Origin of the sequence: Paenibacillus sp. FSL H3-0457, assembly GCF_037981725.1 — a bacterium.
GTDB lineage: Bacteria > Bacillota > Bacilli > Paenibacillales > Paenibacillaceae > Paenibacillus > Paenibacillus amylolyticus.
Genome location: NZ_CP150283.1, coordinates 6,115,364 through 6,134,710 on the forward strand (window position 1 = coordinate 6,115,364; position 19,347 = coordinate 6,134,710).

9 protein-coding genes, 11 tRNA genes and 2 rRNA genes are annotated in these 19,347 nt (G+C 47.0%); 1 reads left to right on the plus strand and 21 read right to left on the minus strand.

What is annotated here, in order from left to right; translation table 11 throughout:
- Positions 1–280: 280 nt before the first annotated feature.
- The 8 genes from ectB to ppc all read right to left on the minus strand — a co-directional run bounded on the left by ectB (position 281) and on the right by ppc (position 13,940).
- On the minus strand, positions 281–1,564 hold the full coding sequence (gene ectB, locus MHH25_RS26935; RefSeq protein ID WP_036614038.1) for a diaminobutyrate--2-oxoglutarate transaminase: 1,284 nt from the start codon (positions 1,562–1,564) through the stop codon (positions 281–283).
- A 1,197-nt stretch (positions 1,565–2,761) separates the two neighbouring features.
- Positions 2,762–4,594 carry a glutamine--fructose-6-phosphate transaminase (isomerizing) gene (gene glmS / locus MHH25_RS26940; RefSeq protein WP_036614040.1) on the minus strand — a complete coding sequence of 611 codons (1,833 nt, stop codon included), beginning with the start codon at positions 4,592–4,594 and terminating at the stop codon, positions 2,762–2,764.
- A 922-nt stretch (positions 4,595–5,516) separates the two neighbouring features.
- Positions 5,517–6,857: a phosphoglucosamine mutase gene (gene glmM / locus MHH25_RS26945; RefSeq protein ID WP_017692121.1), complete on the minus strand. Its 1,341-nt coding sequence runs from the start codon at positions 6,855–6,857 to the stop codon at positions 5,517–5,519.
- Between the two features lie 73 nt (positions 6,858–6,930).
- A complete protein-coding gene (locus tag MHH25_RS26950) occupies positions 6,931–8,424 on the minus strand; it encodes a CdaR family protein (protein WP_051447345.1) in 1,494 nt (497 codons plus the stop codon).
- Positions 8,417–9,253, minus strand: coding sequence for a diadenylate cyclase CdaA (cdaA, locus tag MHH25_RS26955; protein WP_017692119.1), 837 nt, complete (start codon positions 9,251–9,253; stop codon positions 8,417–8,419). Before cdaA ends, MHH25_RS26950 begins: the two co-directional genes overlap by 8 nt.
- Positions 9,254–9,568: 315 nt before the next feature.
- Positions 9,569–10,183: a zf-HC2 domain-containing protein gene (locus MHH25_RS26960; RefSeq protein WP_036614042.1), complete on the minus strand. Its 615-nt coding sequence runs from the start codon at positions 10,181–10,183 to the stop codon at positions 9,569–9,571.
- A 136-nt stretch (positions 10,184–10,319) separates the two neighbouring features.
- Positions 10,320–10,886, minus strand: coding sequence for an RNA polymerase sigma factor SigW (sigW, locus tag MHH25_RS26965; RefSeq protein WP_036614044.1), 567 nt, complete (start codon positions 10,884–10,886; stop codon positions 10,320–10,322).
- A 261-nt stretch (positions 10,887–11,147) separates the two neighbouring features.
- Positions 11,148–13,940, minus strand: a complete 2,793-nt coding sequence (ppc, locus tag MHH25_RS26970) for a phosphoenolpyruvate carboxylase (RefSeq protein WP_036614045.1) — start codon at positions 13,938–13,940, stop codon at positions 11,148–11,150.
- Positions 13,941–14,517: 577 nt separating this feature from the next.
- On the opposite strand from ppc, the gene MHH25_RS26975 reads away from it, so the two are divergent.
- A complete protein-coding gene (locus MHH25_RS26975; protein ID WP_036614046.1) occupies positions 14,518–14,865 on the plus strand; it encodes a WGxxGxxG family protein in 348 nt (115 codons plus the stop codon).
- A 234-nt stretch (positions 14,866–15,099) separates the two neighbouring features.
- Here the strand turns inward: MHH25_RS26975 and MHH25_RS26980 are convergent.
- The 13 genes from MHH25_RS26980 to MHH25_RS27040 form a co-directional block, all read right to left on the minus strand.
- Positions 15,100–15,170, minus strand: a tRNA-Gly gene (locus tag MHH25_RS26980).
- Positions 15,171–15,181: 11 nt separating this feature from the next.
- Positions 15,182–15,255 (minus strand) — tRNA-Pro (locus tag MHH25_RS26985).
- 15 nt (positions 15,256–15,270) lie between these two features.
- Positions 15,271–15,347 (minus strand) — tRNA-Arg (locus MHH25_RS26990).
- A gap of 8 nt (positions 15,348–15,355) precedes the next feature.
- A tRNA-Gly gene (locus MHH25_RS26995) sits at positions 15,356–15,430 on the minus strand.
- A gap of 10 nt (positions 15,431–15,440) precedes the next feature.
- A tRNA-Leu gene (locus tag MHH25_RS27000) sits at positions 15,441–15,521 on the minus strand.
- Positions 15,522–15,527: 6 nt separating this feature from the next.
- Positions 15,528–15,603, minus strand: a tRNA-Lys gene (locus tag MHH25_RS27005).
- Between the two features lie 9 nt (positions 15,604–15,612).
- Positions 15,613–15,687: transfer RNA gene (locus MHH25_RS27010), tRNA-Gln, on the minus strand.
- A 9-nt stretch (positions 15,688–15,696) separates the two neighbouring features.
- A tRNA-Val gene (locus tag MHH25_RS27015) sits at positions 15,697–15,772 on the minus strand.
- Positions 15,773–15,779: 7 nt separating this feature from the next.
- Positions 15,780–15,851: transfer RNA gene (locus MHH25_RS27020), tRNA-Glu, on the minus strand.
- 10 nt (positions 15,852–15,861) lie between these two features.
- Positions 15,862–15,934: transfer RNA gene (locus MHH25_RS27025), tRNA-Thr, on the minus strand.
- A gap of 3 nt (positions 15,935–15,937) precedes the next feature.
- Positions 15,938–16,013: transfer RNA gene (locus MHH25_RS27030), tRNA-Asn, on the minus strand.
- 84 nt (positions 16,014–16,097) lie between these two features.
- Positions 16,098–16,214 (minus strand): 5S ribosomal RNA (rrf, locus tag MHH25_RS27035).
- Positions 16,215–16,357: 143 nt separating this feature from the next.
- Positions 16,358–19,283 (minus strand): 23S ribosomal RNA (locus tag MHH25_RS27040).
- Positions 19,284–19,347 lie beyond the last annotated feature (64 nt).

Genomic DNA, 19,347 nt, shown 5'->3' on the forward strand with positions numbered 1-19,347 from the left:
TGATTATTCCCCCACAGCCCTGGTGTGGATAAGTAAAGATTCGGCTGCGGGGTAGTGAGCTTTTCCTGACGATTAAATTTAACGAGGGTACTGCATGAGGCTCAAAGAATGCTCCGTATGGCACGAACGGGACTGCGCTTGGATTGCCGGAGAATTCCATGCTGATTGACGTTACCGCAGGTAGCGTGAGGTGAAAGCGCTACCTTAACATCAAGTCCGCACGCCCTCCGGAAGGCACTTTCGTGCCTCTTGCCGGGGGCGACCATCGGCTTGGCCAAGCTTAGGTCGTTACTAGTAAATCCTTGGTCTCCTGAGAGATCACCTGCTGCATACTGGACTTGATAATGTCGCAGCCGGCGGCCAGATGCTCCATCGAGACGGTCAGCGGAGGCATGATCTTCAGCACACAATCTCCTCTGCCGGCTCTTTCAATGATGAGCCCGTTCTCGAAGCTGATATCCGCCACCCGCTTCGCCCCGGTTTCATCCATGAACCCCGAGACGTCAATGCCCCAGATCAGGCCGAGTCCGCGGATGGCGATGGACGGATGTAGAGGCTTAATTTCTTGATCAAGGAACGAGCGCACATATTCTTCCTTCTGCTTCACCTGAGCTTCCAGTTCGGTTCTGTCCCGGAACTCGAGAGCAGCCTTCGCGGCCACAAAAGCCAGCTGGTTGCCGCGGAAGGTGCCGTTGTGCTCGCCCGGCGTCCAGATATCCAGTTCGGGCTTCAGCAGCAGGAGGGACATTGGCAGGCCGTACCCGCTGATCGACTTCGACAGGGTAATGAGATCCGGCTCGATCCCCGCACGTTCGAAGGAGAAGAATTCGCCTGTCCGGCCGCATCCTACTTGAATCTCGTCTGTAATGAGCAGAATATCGTGCCTGCGGCAAATCTGCTGCAGCTCACGTAGCCACTGCGCGTCGACAACGTGAATTCCGCCTTCGGCTTGTACCGTTTCAAGCAGAATCGCGGCCGGCTTGTCGATTCCGGAGTGCGAATCAGTCAGGATATTCTCGATATAACCGAGCGTATCCATTTCTGCGAAAGCCCCGCTCGGGTGCGGCATGAACGTAACTCCGTCCAGAGGAAGCCCCGCCCCTTCTCTCATGGACTTGGAGCTTGTCGCCGACAGACTGCCGAGCGACATGCCGTGGAAGCCACCCATGAATGCGAATATTCCACTTCTCTTCTTCGCCTTGCGTGCGAGCTTCAGGGCCGCTTCCACCGCATTCGTCCCTGTTGGACCGCAGAATTGAAGCTTGTAATTCAGCTTCTTCGGCTCCAGGATCCGCTCGGAGAAGCTCTGGATGAATTCACGCTTGGCCATTGTATACATATCCAGACCGTGCATAATCCGGTCGGAGGTCAAGTAATCGAGAACCCGGTCTTTAATATAATCGTTGTTATGGCCGTAATTGAGTGCCCCGGCACCTGCAAAGAAATCAATATATGCTCTTCCGTCCTCAGAATATAAAAGGTCTCCCTTGGCCCGGTCGAATACCACCGGAAAGCTTCTGCAGTAAGATCTTACGTTGGATTCCAGCTTTTCAAAAATGCTCACTCGCTTCATCCTCCATCGGAATTGGGATAAGGTTGGCTCCATCTTTCTGAACCTTCCTTTCTAAACCTTCTGACGTCATGGAGCAACATATTCTAGGCTGTCATTTTCCACAATTGTTGGTCCCCACATGCCGGCTTGTTGGTAAGCCAGTATACTGGTCTCTCGCACACAGCTTGGATGGGTATAAAAAACCCTACAATTCCATTTATTATAATAATAGGGAATAAGACCTAGGTTGAATTATATCAAAATTTACAAGAATGTATAGTGAAATTTTTGTTAAATATAGTCATTATATTGTTAAATTTGGTTCATAAAACATTATGTGTTAACATTTTTCGTTAAAAATAGTGAATGGAGAAGAAACGTTGGGCATGATTTGACATCAATCAAGGAATTCGACGAGTGTTGACATTCAGTCATTTAACAGGTAAATTTGGTATATATTCCCTTTAAATATTCTTTGCCGGTGTTCCGATTCCTTGCACTTTGTAATTTTCAACATGATTACCTGACCAATTTCTGAAAGCCTGGCTGGAAACTGGTCACAGCGTCCGCACGGATGGTAGCCGACATCGTTTTGTATCACGCCTTCTTCTCTACGCCTCTGTTAGAGTAAAGGGTAAATATATTCTGCTCCTCCTCGTCAAACCGTAGGTGAGGTTTTCCCTTATACGCTTTCCGATGTCCTTCACTCATTTACATGCAGATTACAATCGCGTTCTGAGTCCGAATTGAACGGTCAATAATTTTACTTCGCGTAATAAGCTTCTTCATCGAGCGCATTGTTGCTTCTTGGCATACCATTTTGTGAGTTGCTGAAAGATGTACCCGTCACGTTCAGTCATCTTCCTTTACCATTCAAATGATCTTTTATGCCCGATCCGCATCCTTCTTGGGGATATATTTGCACTTACGAGTTGCGAAGGTTAATGATTCTCTTTAAGAAGTTGATTACATTCGTGCACGAAGAATATTTCAAATGTGAGAATTACAAAAGGATACTCTTCCTAAGATACTTTATAATCTGATGGATTTTCGTCCAATGAATGACCGCAATTTACAATGAAAAAACACAAATAAGGTGGTTCTAATATTTAGAACCACCCTCCTGAAACATCAAAAAAGTCCTGATGACTTAGAGTCATCAGGACCATTATTTTGTCCATACTTTATTAGTTTACTGAATTCCTTACCTTACTCAACCGTTACACTTTTCGCCAGGTTACGTGGTTTATCTACATCATGACCCAGTGCCAGGGAAGCATAGTATGCCAGCAATTGCAGCGCAACTACAGACAAAGCAGGGCTAAGCAGTGGCAGCGTCTTAGGAATCGCAAACGCTTGGTCTACGGATTTCAGCAATGGTGCTACGTGCTCTTCATACGTAATTGCCAATACATCTGCGCCACGTGCTTTTACTTCCTTAATGTTGCTCACTGTTTTCTCAAGTACGTTCTCCTGCGTTGCCAGGGCAATAACAGGGATACCATCTTCGATCAATGCAAGCGTACCATGTTTCAACTCACCCGCAGCATACGCCTCGGAGTGAATATAAGAGATCTCTTTCAGCTTCAAAGATCCTTCTTGAGCTACTGCATAGTCAAGACCACGGCCAATGAAGAAGAGATGTTCATGTTTGGAGATTTGCTCTGCATATCCTTTAATTGCTTCCGCTTGCTCCAACATGGATTCCACTTGCTCAGGCAATGCTTGCATTGCTGCCAGCGTGTGTTCAATCTCTTCTGCAGATTGAGTACCACGAACTTGTGCAAGGTACAGACCAAGCAAGTTAAACGCGATCAATTGCGAAGTATACGCTTTGGTAGAAGCTACTGCAATTTCAGGACCTGCCAATGTTGCGATAACATCATCTGCATCACGTGCAATGGAGCTGCCCACTACGTTTGTGATTGCCAGTACATGTGCCCCATTGGATTGTGCTTCACGCAATGCAGCAAGCGTATCGGCAGTTTCACCGGATTGGCTCACTACGATTACAAGTGTATCTTTGTGCACGATTGGGGAACGGTAACGGTACTCGGAAGCCACATCTGTTTCAACCGGAATACGTACCAATTGCTCAATCACTGTACGTCCAACCAGACCTGCATGGTACGCTGTACCACATGCAATGATTTGAACGTTACGGATATTTTTGATTTGTTCTTCAGTCATTTTCAACTCAGGAAGTTGAACTTTTTTGCTTTCATTATCGATGCGACCCAGCATAGTATCACGATATGCTTTTGGTTGCTCATGAATTTCTTTCAGCATGAAGTGCTCAAATCCGCCTTTTTCTGCGGTTACAGCATCCCAATCGACACGAATCATTTCCCGAGAAATAAAGTTGCCTTCAATCGTCATCAATTCGACAGCATCATGTGTCAATACAGCCATTTCACCATCATTCAGAATGTACACGTTACGTGTATGCTCCAGAATTGCCGGGATGTCGGAACCAATGAAGTTCTCGCCTTCACCAATACCAATAATCAACGGGCTTGCTTGACGCACAGCTACGAGTTTCTCAGGCTCATGCTCTGTCAATACACCCAGTGCAAATGCGCCACGCAACAGCGTAATCACTTTTTGTACTGTTTTGACGATATCACCATTGTATTCACGTGCGATCAGGTGAGAGATAACCTCAGTATCTGTCTCGGAAGTGAACGTGTGACCTTGAGCCATCAATTCGTCCTTCAGATCCAGGTAGTTCTCAATAATACCGTTATGCACAACAGAGAACTTCTGGCTTCCATCTGTGTGTGGATGAGAGTTCTCATCCGATGGTTTACCATGAGTTGCCCAACGTGTGTGTCCGATTCCGGCATTACCTACCAGTGGTGCACCATCCAGCTTGGCTTCAAGGTTCGCAAGACGACCAAGAGCTTTCGTGATTTGCAGACCTTCCGGTGTGAATACTGCGATACCTGCAGAATCATAACCACGATACTCGAGTTTCTTCAATCCTTCGACCAATACCGACTGAGTGTTCTTATTACCAATATATCCAACAATACCGCACATAATTTATTTCCTCCGTTTGTATATGAATACTGTGTCACGAAGAGAAACAGGCAGAGGCGGCATATCGGAAAAATGAGTGATTGCCTAGCGTTTCATGAATACTTGGTACTTATTCAATTATCAATGATCAGAGCGACCTCGTGTCGCCCCGCTGTCATCATAAGCTGTAATGAATGCAATCATGAATGTACATCATTTTCCCGTCCGCGTACTGTTTACGCTCTTCACGCACATTCATTTGAATTTTAGTTTAACTCTTGCACCTGCACCGGCGCGTTGTGTGGACAGTCACCTATCCATTTTCCGCAATCCGGTTTACGGCTCTGGTGCTTCACCGGGAGGTCCCCGCCGAACAATCCGAACACCTCCACCTCGTCAGCTTGATTGCCGTTGATCTTAATCAGCGTTCTTCAACCTAGAAGAAATCCTGATCAACATCATCCCGCGCAACTCCAAGCTCTGGCGCTTGTATAACTGTAACCTTACGTTCCTCACTTTCTGTGTCTGAATGACGACTCCACTCATTATATGCACGTCAGGTCCATTTTGCAATGGAGCAAAGTACCTGTGACAATTTTAGCATATTTACCTACAATCCCGACCGGATAAACAGACCTATGGTCTCATCAGGCCGGGACGCAGGAATATCCATCTTTAGAGGAAATTCAAAAAGTCCGCTTTTGATTACGAATCATGCCTATTGGCATAATCAGCATCGAATATGAAATTCAGCCGAAATGTCCGTTGCTCACGTAGTTTCCCTACGCTCCGCTACTCCATTTCTATCTTCATTCCATCTTCTCGGTACTGAAAACCAAACTTTTTGAACACGCACTATATGTCCTAAATCCTGTTATATCATACCCTTTATACACAACAATTCCCTTTAGAAAACCGTATGCACATGGGATTTCTTCCGGTCCTATACCAGTTCTTTTTGCACTACATCTGCGATTTGAGACACAAATTGTTCAAGTTCGTCTTTATCTGGTCCTTCCGCCATAACACGGATCAGAGATTCAGTACCTGAAGCACGAACGAGTACACGTCCATTATCCCCGAGTTGTTGTTCTACTGTAGCAATAGCTTGCTCGATTGCAGCATTACCCTCGTATTTGCTCTTATCTTCAACACGCACATTCACCAATACTTGTGGGTACTGGGTCATTAGCGCTTTTAGTTCACTCAGTTTTTTACCGGAAGCCTTGAGCGTATCCACGAGTTGAATCGCAGTCAGCATACCGTCTCCGGTTGTATTGTAATCCAGGAAAATAACATGGCCAGATTGTTCTCCACCCAAGTTGTAACCGCCGCGACGCATTTCCTCCATCACATAACGATCACCTACTGCCGTTTTAGCTGTTTTCAGTGCAAGTTTCTCCGTTGCTTTGTAGAATCCGATGTTACTCATAACGGTCGATACAACAGTACTGTCCTTCAACTTGCCTGCACGATTCATCGCATCACCACAGATACACAGAATGAAGTCTCCATCCACCTCAGCGCCTGTCTCATCAATAGCAATCAGACGATCTGCATCCCCGTCAAAAGCAAGACCCAGATCTGCTTTATGTTTGAGCACTTCTTGTTTCAGGTTCTCTGGATGAGTTGATCCACATTGCTCATTAATATTCAGGCCGTTAGGCTCAGCGCCAATGGCAATGACTTCTGCACCTAGTTCACTGAACAATTTTGGTGCCAGTTCATAAGCTGCTCCGTTTGCACAGTCCAAAACAATTTTAAGTCCAGAGAACGATTCATTTACAGTCGTTTTCAGGAAATCAAGATAACGATAACGGGATTCTTCATCTGTCGTTACAGTACCCAGCCCGCCACCAACTGGCCGTGGCAATTGATCAGTCTCCGCATCCATCAGTTCTTCAATCCGGTTCTCTGTTTCATCAGAAAGCTTGAAGCCATCTCCACCAAAGAACTTGATTCCGTTATCCTCAACCGGATTGTGGGAAGCCGAGATCATCACGCCCGCGTCAGCTTTCAACAAACGTGCAATATACGCCACTCCCGGAGTGGATACCACGCCCAGACGGATCACATCAGCGCCAATGGACAGCAGACCTGCAACCAGTGCGGATTCCAACATCAATCCCGAGATACGAGTATCCATGCCGATAACCACTTTTGGTCTTTCCACACCACCTGCAAGCACGTAACCACCACAACGTCCAATGCTGTAAGCCAGCTCTGCCGTTAACTCTTTATTGGCAACCCCTCTTACACCATCTGTACCAAAATATTTCCCCATGATTTAACTCCTTCTATTCGCATCATATACGAGCACTATTATTATTTTTTTGAGAATTTTAAAATTAGAACGTTTACGGATTCGCGCCACTTTTACTGCCAGTACCGCTGTTATTATTATTTAAATTACCTCGACTGCTTGTGCTCCCCTGTTGACCCTGATCCTGAGTATCCGTATTCGATTCCGTTTCTTCATCATCAGGAACAGGCTCTGTTTCCCCATTTTCAACCTCGGCTGGTGTTGGGTCAGGTGCTACCGTTCCCTCGTCCGTCGGTTCTTCGCCAGGAGTGGTCGTGGTATCTTCAGCCTTTTCGCTAATTTTGACCGTCGCACTCAATGCAGTGGATGATTCATCCAGTTTGGCATAACGGGGCAGGTCGGCTTCAAGCTTGATCTCATGCGTTCCGACCGCAAGTCCAGCAAGATCCCCGGTTAACGTGAGATCATCACTACTCAGACCCTCAAGCATACTTGCTGAGCCTGTAAGTGTGAGGTTCAGACCGCCGCTTCGAGGCGTAACCAGCGTCCCTTCCAGTCCATTCCCCGCACCGGTAAGTGTGATGGGGACGTTCGGAAAGACTTTGGTTGTCTCCTCTGCCTCGTCAAATGGTGATATGGTTACCTTGATCTGAATCGAACTAGGCTCGATTTTCTCAAAACCGGAAGGCGGCGTCAAGTCCACGTTAACTGTCGATGTACCCGACTGATCAAACTGTGTAAGATCAAGGGTTACTTGGTCGTAGGACTGTATACCTGCAAGCGCATCCTCTGATCCATAAACCGAGACTTCTTTCACGTTTGGCTCTACCGTGGAGAGTACCAGGCCTTCCGGAAGCTGTCCCGAATATTTGATTCTTAAGGGTACAGATGTATAGGGCTGATTGACCGGAACTCGGACTTCAACCGTTTGAGGCGTTATAATCGCATTTTCAAGGACCTTGCCTTCAGCATCGTATGCTTGAAGTTTCACTTTTTTCTGTATGACATCTTCCTTGGCATCTTTCACGCTCACACTGCCCTGGACCTTCGCTACAGCCTCGAGTTGCCCTTCGGGCAGAGTTACCTTAACCGGCGTCGAAGGTTCAGTTACGGGCGTTCCAGCGCTGTATCCGGCGGATGGTTCCCCTTCGGGTACAATATTCACATTGAAGGATTTGGTGCCCAATTTTTCTACGTTCACCGTAACCATGGAAGGTTCCATGCTGACCACTTCTACCCCGGAAGGCAAATCAGGTACAAGTGGCAGTGTATTGGACCCATCTTTCACCTGACTCAGATCGACCAGTACCTTGTAATCGTCATTCGTAAAAATCGATGTTAGCATCGAGCGCTGTCCTTTAATCTCCAGCCGGACCTCATCCGTACTTAATGAAGTGAGCACATAGCTGTTGCTGTCTAATCCATAAGGTTGAACAGGCACCGTACGTTCCACAACCTTGTTGGTTGTCCCTGTTGTAATCGTAGGGGTGGTTGGTACTTCATCCAGATGAATCATGAACCAGAGCAACAGGCTCACCGCAAGCGCAAGTATTTTGGCAAAGTTATTATTGTTAAACCACTTATCCATTGTTACGTCCTCCCTTCCGTTTCCAGAAGGTTGTCCAGCCATTCTTTTTCAGATTGGATGTTGGGCGCAACTCCTCATACAGTTTGGCAATCAGCGATTCTTCCTTAATATCACGAACGACCTGTCCATTCATTGCCAGTGACACTTGTCCTGTCTCCTCGGAGACAACCAAACAGATCGCATCTGCAACTTCGGTAATCCCGATTGCTGCACGGTGACGTGTTCCCAATTCCTTACTGATAAAAGGATTCTCTGATAATGGCAAATAACAAGCTGCCGCCGAAATCTGTTTTCCCTGTATAATAACGGCTCCATCATGGAGCGGTGTATTTGGAATAAAGATGTTAATCATCAGCTCCGAGCTGACCAGAGAATGCATCTTAATGCCCGATTCCGTGTAATCGTTCAGACCTGTTTCACGTTCAAATACGACCAAAGCGCCAATTTTACGCCGTGACAAATAATTAACTGACTTAATAATCTCACCAATTAACACGGTTAGTTCTTCATCACTCGCTGCCGCTGAACGTCCAAACAGCTTACCGCGTCCCAATTGCTCCAGACCACGACGTAGTTCCGGCTGAAAGATAATGAAGACCGCAACGACACCAAACGTAAACATCTGGTTCATTAACCATTTGAGCGTATACAAGTTTAGCCACGTACTTAATGCCCAGATCAGCACAAGGAACAGAATCCCTTTTAGGAGCTGAACCGCACGTGTCCCCCGCACAAGCAAAATCAGTTTGTACATAATATAGGTAACGATCAATATATCGATAACGTCCTTAATGGACTCTGTCCACGTTAAGTCAGCAAAATAATTCATAAGCCAGCCCCCGCTATCCCCATTGATGAGTAAACCCTGATCTCATATTAACCCATTAGGATTTTATATAATCCTTTGTCTCCGCATTTTTGCATTATTTGATTTGTGCAAAATGCTTATCTATATGTAGTAGTATGTTCTCTTTAGTATCTAGGTTATAACGTTAACGTTCAGGTTGCAAGTTACGGCAGTCTCAAACTGCACATAAACATCACATTTACCATGAATTACAAAGTTTGCGTATAAAAAAAGAGTACCCCATGCAATCTGGAGGTACCCTGCTTGGTATATACCATTGAAGAATTTTACCCTGTTCTAGCGATAAGCCACTTCATTTACCATATTGGTTATTTTGTACCAGAACCAGTCCAGCGCCTGATCAATACTTTTCACCTGACCTGAAATATGCGCCGTTGAAGCCTGAAACAGTTGTCCGTCGATAACCGTCAGATTGCCGTTCACATCACCATATACTTGTGCGGTTCCATTTTCTATCGTAAGATCGCCAGCAATTGACTTACCTTCAGGAACAATAACCGTGTTACCCTGAATCACGATCTGGTCCAGATTATTTCCCTTAACAACCATTTCGTTATTCTGATTCCAGAAATTCAAGGCGCTAAAGAGCATCACGACCAAAAAGAAGGCTGCCGCCGTCAGCGCGGGATGTCCTTTGACCCATTTGAGCCATGCTTGCTGTCTCTTGGGCTGGGGCAGAGCATTCATAATTCGATTGGTCAGCTCATCAGAGGCAGACGGTGAATAGTGTTTCATGGCAAAGAGTAACATTTCCGTCTGTTCCAACTCTTTAAAGCGCATGCGACAATCCGGACAGATCACAAGGTGACTTTTCAGTTCAACCTTCTGGGCCGGGGACAACGACTCATCCAAACATTCATGCATTAAAGAGACGGCCGAGTTGCAATCCATATGAGAGCCAATCCTTTCTTAAATCACTTAGTCCATGTGCCATTAAAAAGCACGCATAAGACTTGCATACATTACATACGCATCCGTTTCGGATATGTTTCAAATAATTTCGCCCATATTTAAAGGCGCTTAACATTTATAACTTATACTCCAATTTTTTACGTAGAAAATCACGGCCCCGATGAACGCGTGTCTTGATCGTTGTTACGGGCATACCTGTCACATCACTGATTTCCTGTAGCGACAAGTCCTGTAAATATCTCAGAATCATAACGGACTTATACTTGGCTGGCAAACTGTCAATGGCCTCACGAATGAGTGTCTGCGTTTCTGACAGGAGAGCTTCACTCTCCGGTGTACGATCATCACTCGGGAGCATCGCATAACCATCAGATCCTTCCTGATCATTCAGTTCAGCATCCAATGAGTATGAAGGTTTCTTTCTGCGCAGTCGGTCAATACACAGATTCGTTGCGATCCGGTAGATCCAGGTTGAGAACTTCTGGTTCGGATCGTACTTCTCCATATTACGAAACACACGCAAAAACGTCTCCTGCACAACGTCTTCAGCTTCATGACGATTGTTCAGCATCCGGTATGCCAAATGAAATAGCTTGTCCTTATATAGTTCAACGATTTCTGCAAAGGCTCTCTGGTCGCCCTTGAGCACCAGTTTAATAAGCCTATTCTCCAAATTGTCCACCCTTATTCCCCCAGACATGCTGATGGGTCTTCCGTCTTCTGATACCCGTCCACACTTGTAATTCACCAATCAAATCGTAAATCAACTTTGGTCAAAAATCAAGACTGTATGACAAATATCCGCCAAAAACAGTAAAAACGGGAACTCCCGCAGGAGTCCCGTTTCATCTCTTACTCCGTAGAGCAGAGAATGGAGCTTTTTAGTTAACAAAGTAATGGGTACTTTGTTACATATAATTATTCAAATGCAGCAGTTCAATCATCAACCTGTGTTACGCAGTCCTGCAGCGATGCCATTGATTGTCAGCAACACTTCTCTGAGCAGTTCTGTATCATCCTCACCACGTTCACGCATATCTCTGAGCTCGCTCAGAAGTTGAACTTGCATGTAGGACAACGGATCTACATAAGGGTTACGAAGGCGAATGGATTCTTGAATAACCGGTACATCATCCAGAATTTCAGCTTCTCCGGTAATTTTCAGAATCAGCTCTTTTGTGAGCTTGAATTCGGCTTCAATCTGACCGTAGATGCGATCACGGGCTTCCTTGTTCGAAGTCATGGCTGAATATTCTTTGGCAATGACCAGATCTGCCTTAGCTACGGCCATCTGTACCGTATCAATTAATGTACGGAAGAATGGGAAGCTTGCATACATTTCTTTCAGGACAACCAGATTTTCCTCTTTATCCTGATAGTAACTTTGCAATCCTGTTCCTGCCGCATACCATGCCGGAAGCAGATAACGACTTTGAGTCCAGGCGAATACCCAAGGGATCGCTCTCAGATCTTCAAACTTATCACTATTTTTACGCTTGGATGGACGGGAACCAATATTCAGCTCACCAACCTCCGGAAGCGGCGTTGATTCTTTGAAGAAGGTGAAGAAGTCTGGATCACGGAAAATCAGATCCTGATATTTCGTCAGAGATACTTCCGAAATCTCTTTGATGATGCTGTCCCAATGACGTTCGGATGCTGACTCTTGCGGCTCAAGCCCGTTAAGTGCTGCTGTGATTAGAGCCGAAGTTGCCTGCTCCAGACTGCGGTATGCAATCCCCTGAAGGGAATAACGGGAAGAAATAACCTCTCCCTGCTCCGTAATCTTGATGCCCCCACCAATCGTATGTGGTGGTTGAGCAAGAATACTGCGGTTGAGTGGCATGCCGCCACGTCCAAGAGCCCCGCCACGTCCATGGAAGAACTTCAGCTTAACGCCGTGTTCATTACCTACAGCCGTGATGGCATTCATTGCTACACGCAATTCCCAGTTTGCTGTAACCACGCCGCCATCCTTGTTACTGTCTGAATAACCAAGCATGATTTCATGCAGTTCATTCCGTCCTTTTACGCTTGCGCGGTATACAGGAAGGTTGAACAGCTTCTGCATAATGTCCGAAGCCGCATGTAGATCATCAATCGTTTCAAACAGCGGTACCGCTTGAAGTGTAGATACAACGTCACCGTTGTGACCTTTGGTGAATAAGCCCACTTCTTTGGCAAATACCATAACCTCCAGCAAATCACTTGCGCCCTGCGTCATACTGATCAGGTAACTTGTGATACAGCCGTTCCCAAATTCGTTCTGGGCACGCTTGATGGTACGGAAGACATCCAGACACTCTTTGGTTCCCTCCGTGTATTGGTGATAAGGAGAAGTAAGTGGACGTGGATCATCCAGCAAACGAGCAAGCAGATCGATTTTACCGTCTTCAGTCAGACGCGCATAATCCTCTACAATGTTCATTTTCGCCAAAATCTCAGACATCGCATTTTCATGTTCCTTACTGTGCTGACGCACATCCAATGCTGCGGTATGGAAACCAAACAACTCGACTTGACGAATCATTTTGCGAATGGTCGTATCTGCTACGTAATCGGCAAAATGATGGCGCAGACTTCGATCAATAATCATCAGTTCATCAATCAAATCCTGTGCGCTATGATAACGGTCAGGCTGACCTAATTTGTTTTCATCCAGTACATTGTTCAGCTTGGCAATCATATAAGCCAATTTGATGCGGTATGGCTCTTTTTCATTCCGCCAGATATCCACTTTTTTCAATGTAACAGAATTACGATCCTGCTCAATCGACTGCACCAGCTCATCCGATACATGAATGATGTTTGTGCTGAAGCTGAGATGGCCCATAAGTTCAATCATAATCCGTTGGTATTCACGCAAAGCAAGCTTGCGTTGCATCAACAGTGTCTGCCATGTTACATCTGAAGTTACCGAAGGATTTCCATCCCGGTCTCCACCGATCCAGGAACCGAACCGCAAATACGTCGGCACATGCCAGTCATGGTCAGGATAAAATTTGTTCAGGCAGCGTTCCAGCTCCTGATATACATCCGGAAGTACGTGGAACAACGTTTCATGAAAGTAATACATCCCGTTCCGCACTTCATCAAGCACAGTCGGTTTGCGGTCGCGAAGTTCATCTGTCTGCCAGAGTGTAATAACCTCATTCAGCAGCTTCTCACGCAACTGTTCACGTTCACGCAACGTCAGCGTAGGATTATCAAGTGACATGACATCTTCGGATATCCGTTTATGAATGTCCAGAATAACCCGGCGCATAGCTTCGGTTGGGTGAGCTGTCATAACGAGTTCCAACGACAAATCGTCGAGAATCTCTTCCACCTCTATATGAGACAGTCCACGTTCCTTAAGATCCTGTACTGCTTTCTCAATCGATCCTGGCTGCACAGCGTCCCCAGCAGAACGTTCATAATCCCGTTTACGCCGGATCCGATGGTTTTGTTCAGCAATATTAACTAATTGAAAATAAATAGCGAAAGCCCGAATAACCTGGTGACGATTGTCCGAGTCTAATTCCTGGATCATCGTTTTGAACTCTGCATAGAGTTCTGGCAGAAATTCTGCACGTAACGATTTGCTCGTTTCCCGAATCTTCTCAACGATATCTAGAAGCTCCGTGCCGCCTTGATGGACAAGAACTTCTCCGAGTATATTGCCCAGGAACCGCACGTCTCGCCGAAGCAGGTTGTTGGATTGGCTTTTGCTGGCGGTTACCATAGTTTCAGTCATGCTTATCCTCCCATCTGATCGTTCCATTCGTACACGTAAATTTGACACCTTCATAACATCATACAATAAAATGGTACGAAAATCTTTATTTTTCTACTAGAAAAAATGGGGATTATCCCCGATTTACAGCACAAAAACACGCTTTTTTATTCATTTTCTTGTTCTGCTTCAATTAATGGTCATATACTGTCGCATGATACCTTTTTCACGTACTTTAGATAAATCAAAAGTCTCATACCTATTCTTAAAAACTCATAAATATACAGTTCTTTTAGATATGATCCCATGTACCTGATATTAAGGTTAAACCGCATAATTTCATTGTTTGAGAACAGATGATATACAAAGAAACATGACCGGCAAAGCAAGCTTTTGTATACTTTACCACAGTGACGCAATAAATTAAAGGTGTAATTATAATTTTCTTCCCACTACAGTCTGCTTACTAGGCAAGTTTCTTATGTATGTTGTTATTCAATTGGACTCAAAGGTATATCTTAACAGACTTTTTCTACATATTGTACTTGTCTTCTTGGGCAGATTAATCTGTAGCTCTTACTAAAAAGGAGGAATCCACATGATGAAGAAAGGTACAACAATTATTGCTTCCGTGCTTCTGGTGGCCGCGATGGCTGGCCCTGCTGCTGCTGATGGTCATATGTCCAAAGGAATGGATACAACCGGCTCACGTGTCCGGTCTTATCAGGACACCAACTACATGGACCGCACAAACACTAATTCTAACATGAATATGAACATGGATGGAAACTACCGCAACAATGGTGACTATCGTACCAACAATGTTCGGGCAAACGCCACAACAACCGACCGTGACAACGGCATGGATTGGGGCTGGCTTGGTTTGTTGGGACTGCTTGGATTAGCGGGCATGCGTAAAAGAGTGACGGATCGCAACGAACGTTAAATTGTACTCACGTCACTATACAATAGCTGCTACGTCTTAGAAGCAGCTCATCCACAGAGGTAAACAGAAGAGCCAAGACCCCTTTACTATTAAAATAGGGAGGTCTTGGCTCTTTTTTAAATAAACCTGTATTATACTTTACATAAATTATAATATAAAATAACTGCTGATTATTTCGTTAAATAAAATAAAAAAGCCTCTGCATCTGCAAAGGCTCTTTCATTATATTCTGTAAGCGGGTGATGGGAATCGAACCCACGCTATTAGCTTGGAAGGCTAAAGTTCTACCATTGAACTACACCCGCGTAAACAAAAATCGGGATGACACGATTTGAACATGCGACCCCCTGGTCCCAAACCAGGTGCTCTACCAAGCTGAGCTACATCCCGATACTAAAAAAATAATGGCGCGCCCTGAGAGATTCGAACTCCCGGCCTTTTGATTCGTAGTCAAACGCTCTATCCAGCTGAGCTAAGGGCGCAAAAATATTGGAGCGGAAGACGGGAATCGAACCCGCGACCCTCGCCTTGGCAAGGCGATGCTCTACCGCTGAGCCACTTCCGCAAATAAAGGATGCGCGTGGAGGGACTTGAACCCCCACGTCAAAGACGCTAGATCCTAAGTCTAGTGCGTCTGCCAATTCCGCCACACGCGCATATGATGGTGAGTCATGAAGGGCTCGAACCTTCGACACCCTGATTAAAAGTCAGGTGCTCTACCAACTGAGCTAATGACTCATACTAAAATGGCTGGGGATATAGGATTTGAACCTATGCATGACGGAGTCAAAGTCCGTTGCCTTACCGCTTGGCTAATCCCCAATAAAAATATGGTGGAGGCTGAGGGGATCGAACCCCCGACCCTCTGCTTGTAAGGCAGATGCTCTCCCAGCTGAGCTAAGCCTCCAACTATATGACCCGTAGGGGATTCGAACCCCTGTTACCTCCGTGAAAGGGAGGTGTCTTAACCCCTTGACCAACGGGCCCCATTTCCAAAGCTCTCAACCGGGATCGAACCGGTGACCTCATCCTTACCATGGATGCACTCTACCTACTGAGCTATGAGAGCAAATGGCTCCCCGAACAGGGCTCGAACCTGTGACAACTCGATTAACAGTCGAGTGCTCTACCAACTGAGCTATCAGGGAATAATATGCATTTGCAGGGCAAATGCAATTCATCGTACAACGTCCACATGCAGAGCCTGTTTTCTATGTATGATGAAAGAGTTCGCTTGGCGGCGTCCTACTCTCCCAGGACCCTGCGGTCCAAGTACCATCGGCGCTAGAGGGCTTAACGGTCGTGTTCGGGATGGGTACGTGTGGAACCCCTCCGCCATCGCCACCAAACGCGATTTGTCGAAGCATAGCTTCTTAAAATCAGATATGGAACTGAAAATCATACACACGTTCTGTGATGTACCAATTTTCATTTCAGAGATCGTTCTCTGAAAACTAGATTCGAAACGAAACATGCGAATTATCACTTGCTATTGGATAAGCCCTCGACCGATTAGTACTGGTCAGCTCCATGCATTGCTGCACTTCCACCCCCAGCCTATCTACCTCGTCGTCTTCAAGGGGTCTTACATACTGGGAAATCTCATCTTGAGGGGGGCTTCACGCTTAGATGCTTTCAGCGTTTATCCCGTCCGTACATAGCTACCCAGCGGTGCTCCTGGCGGAACAACTGGTACACCAGCGGTACGTCCATCCCGGTCCTCTCGTACTAAGGACAGCTCCTCTCAAATTTCCTACGCCCACGACAGATAGGGACCGAACTGTCTCACGACGTTCTGAACCCAGCTCGCGTACCGCTTTAATGGGCGAACAGCCCAACCCTTGGGACCTACTTCAGCCCCAGGATGCGATGAGCCGACATCGAGGTGCCAAACCTCCCCGTCGATGTGGACTCTTGGGGGAGATAAGCCTGTTATCCCCAGGGTAGCTTTTATCCGTTGAGCGATGGCCCTTCCATGCGGTACCACCGGATCACTAAGCCCGACTTTCGTCCCTGCTCGACTTGTAGGTCTCGCAGTCAAGCTCCCTTATGCCTTTGCACTCTTCGAATGATTTCCAACCATTCTGAGGGAACCTTTGGGCGCCTCCGTTACTCTTTAGGAGGCGACCGCCCCAGTCAAACTGCCCACCTGACACTGTCCCCGCACCGGATTACGGTACCAGGTTAGAACCTAGATACGATCAGGGTGGTATCCCAACGTTGCCTCCATGCAAGCTGGCGCTCACACTTCAAAGGCTCCCACCTATCCTGTACAGATCGTACCCAAATTCAATATCAAGCTGCAGTAAAGCTCCATGGGGTCTTTCCGTCTTGTCGCGGGTAACCTGCATCTTCACAGGTATTAAAATTTCACCGGATCTCTCGTTGAGACAGCGCCCAAGTCGTTACGCCATTCGTGCGGGTCAGAATTTACCTGACAAGGAATTTCGCTACCTTAGGACCGTTATAGTTACGGCCGCCGTTTACTGGGGCTTCGGTTCACAGCTTCGGATTGCTCCTAACCACTCCCCTTAACCTTCCAGCACCGGGCAGGCGTCAGCCCGTATACTTCGCCTTACGGCTTCGCACAGACCTGTGTTTTTGCTAAACAGTCGCTTGGGCCTTTTCACTGCGGCCCCCTCGTGCTATTCACACTACCGGGGCACCCCTTCTCCCGAAGTTACGGGGTCATTTTGCCGAGTTCCTTAACGAGAGTTCTTCCGCGCGCCTTAGAATACTCTTCTCGCCTACCTGTGTCGGTTTGCGGTACGGGCACCATCACCTGGCTAGAGGCTTTTCTTGGCAGTGTGAGATCATGACCTTCGCTACTATAATTTTCGCTCCCCATCACAGCTCAGCCTTACAATGTGCGGATTTGCCTACACATCAGCCTTACTGCTTAGACGGACATCCATCAGTCCGCGTCACTACCCTACTGCGTCCCCCCATTGCTCATAACGGCTTACGGTGGTACAGGAATTTCGACCTGTTGTCCTTCGACTACGCCTTTCGGCCTCGCCTTAGGTCCCGACTTACCCTGAGCGGACGAGCCTTCCTCAGGAACCCTTAGGCTTTCGGCGGATCAGATTCTCACTGATCTTTTCGTTACTCATACCGGCATTCTCACTTGTATAATGTCCAGCGCTCCTTACGGTACACCTTCAACCCTTATACAACGCTCCCCTACCCCTGATGCAAAGCATCAAGCCATAGCTTCGGTGGTGTGTTTAGCCCCGTTACATTTTCGGCGCAGAGTCACTCGACCAGTGAGCTATTACGCACTCTTTCAATGATGGCTGCTTCTAAGCCAACATCCTGGTTGTCTGTGCAACTCCACATCCTTTCCCACTTAACACACACTTGGGGACCTTAGCTGATGGTCTGGGCTGTTTCCCTTTTGACAATGGATCTTAGCACTCACTGTCTGACTCCCGGAAGTAAGTCTATGGCATTCGGAGTTTGACTGAGCTTGGTAACCCTTGCGGGCCCCGCACCCAATCAGTGCTCTACCTCCACGACTCTGTTTTCCGAGGCTAGCCCTAAAGCTATTTCGGGGAGAACCAGCTATCTCCGAGTTCGATTGGAATTTCTCCGCTACCCCCACCTCATCCCCGCATTTTTCAACATGCGTGGGTTCGGGCCTCCAGTGCGTGTTACCGCACCTTCACCCTGGACAGGGGTAGATCACCCGGTTTCGGGTCTACGTCCACGTACTAAGTCGCCCTATTCAGACTCGCTTTCGCTGCGGCTCCGGCTCTTCACCTTAACCTTGCACGGGAACGTAACTCGCCGGTTCATTCTACAAAAGGCACGCCATCACCCCTAAAACGGGCTCTGACTTTTTGTAAGCACACGGTTTCAGGTTCTATTTCACTCCCCTTCCGGGGTGCTTTTCACCTTTCCCTCACGGTACTGCTTCACTATCGGTCGCTAGGAAGTATTTAGCCTTGGCAGATGGTCCTGCCGGATTCATACGGGGTTTCACGTGCCCCGCACTACTCGGGATCCGTCTCGGAGGGAACCAACTTTCAACTACAGGGCTTTTACCTTCTTTGGCGGGCCTTTCCAGACCTCTTCGCTTAACCGGTTCCTTTGTAACTCCATGTGAGACGTCCCACAACCCCAAAGAGCAAGCTCTTTGGTTTGGGCTTCTCCGCGTTCGCTCGCCGCTACTGACGGAATCACTATTGTTTTCTCTTCCTCAGGGTACTTAGATGTTTCAGTTCCCCTGGTATGCCTCACACTAACCTATGTATTCAGTTAGGTGTAACTGGAAATTACCCCAGCTGGGTTTCCCCATTCGGACACCCCCGGATCAAAGCTTGCTTACAGCTCCCCGAGGCAGTTTCGTTGTTCGCCACGTCCTTCATCGGCTCCTAGCGCCTAGGCATCCTCCGTGTGCTCTTAGTAGCTTAACCATTTTGTTCCGGTTTCGGTCGCTCGCTTCCCTTGGTTTGGACTACGTCCAAATCCAAAAGTCAC

Bases quoted from the DNA above. Each gene is read 5' to 3' on its own strand.
- glmS (WP_036614040.1), bottom strand. From the start codon at position 4,594: ATGTGCGGTATTGTTGGATATATTGGTAATAAGAACACTCAGTCGGTA.
- MHH25_RS26960 (WP_036614042.1), bottom strand. From the start codon at position 10,183: ATGGATTGCAACTCGGCCGTCTCTTTAATGCATGAATGTTTGGATGAG.
- cdaA (WP_017692119.1), bottom strand. From the start codon at position 9,253: ATGAATTATTTTGCTGACTTAACGTGGACAGAGTCCATTAAGGACGTT.
- MHH25_RS26950 (WP_051447345.1), bottom strand. From the start codon at position 8,424: ATGGATAAGTGGTTTAACAATAATAACTTTGCCAAAATACTTGCGCTT.
- glmM (WP_017692121.1), bottom strand. From the start codon at position 6,857: ATGGGGAAATATTTTGGTACAGATGGTGTAAGAGGGGTTGCCAATAAA.
- MHH25_RS26975 (WP_036614046.1), top strand. From the start codon at position 14,518: ATGATGAAGAAAGGTACAACAATTATTGCTTCCGTGCTTCTGGTGGCC.
- ppc (WP_036614045.1), bottom strand. From the start codon at position 13,940: ATGACTGAAACTATGGTAACCGCCAGCAAAAGCCAATCCAACAACCTG.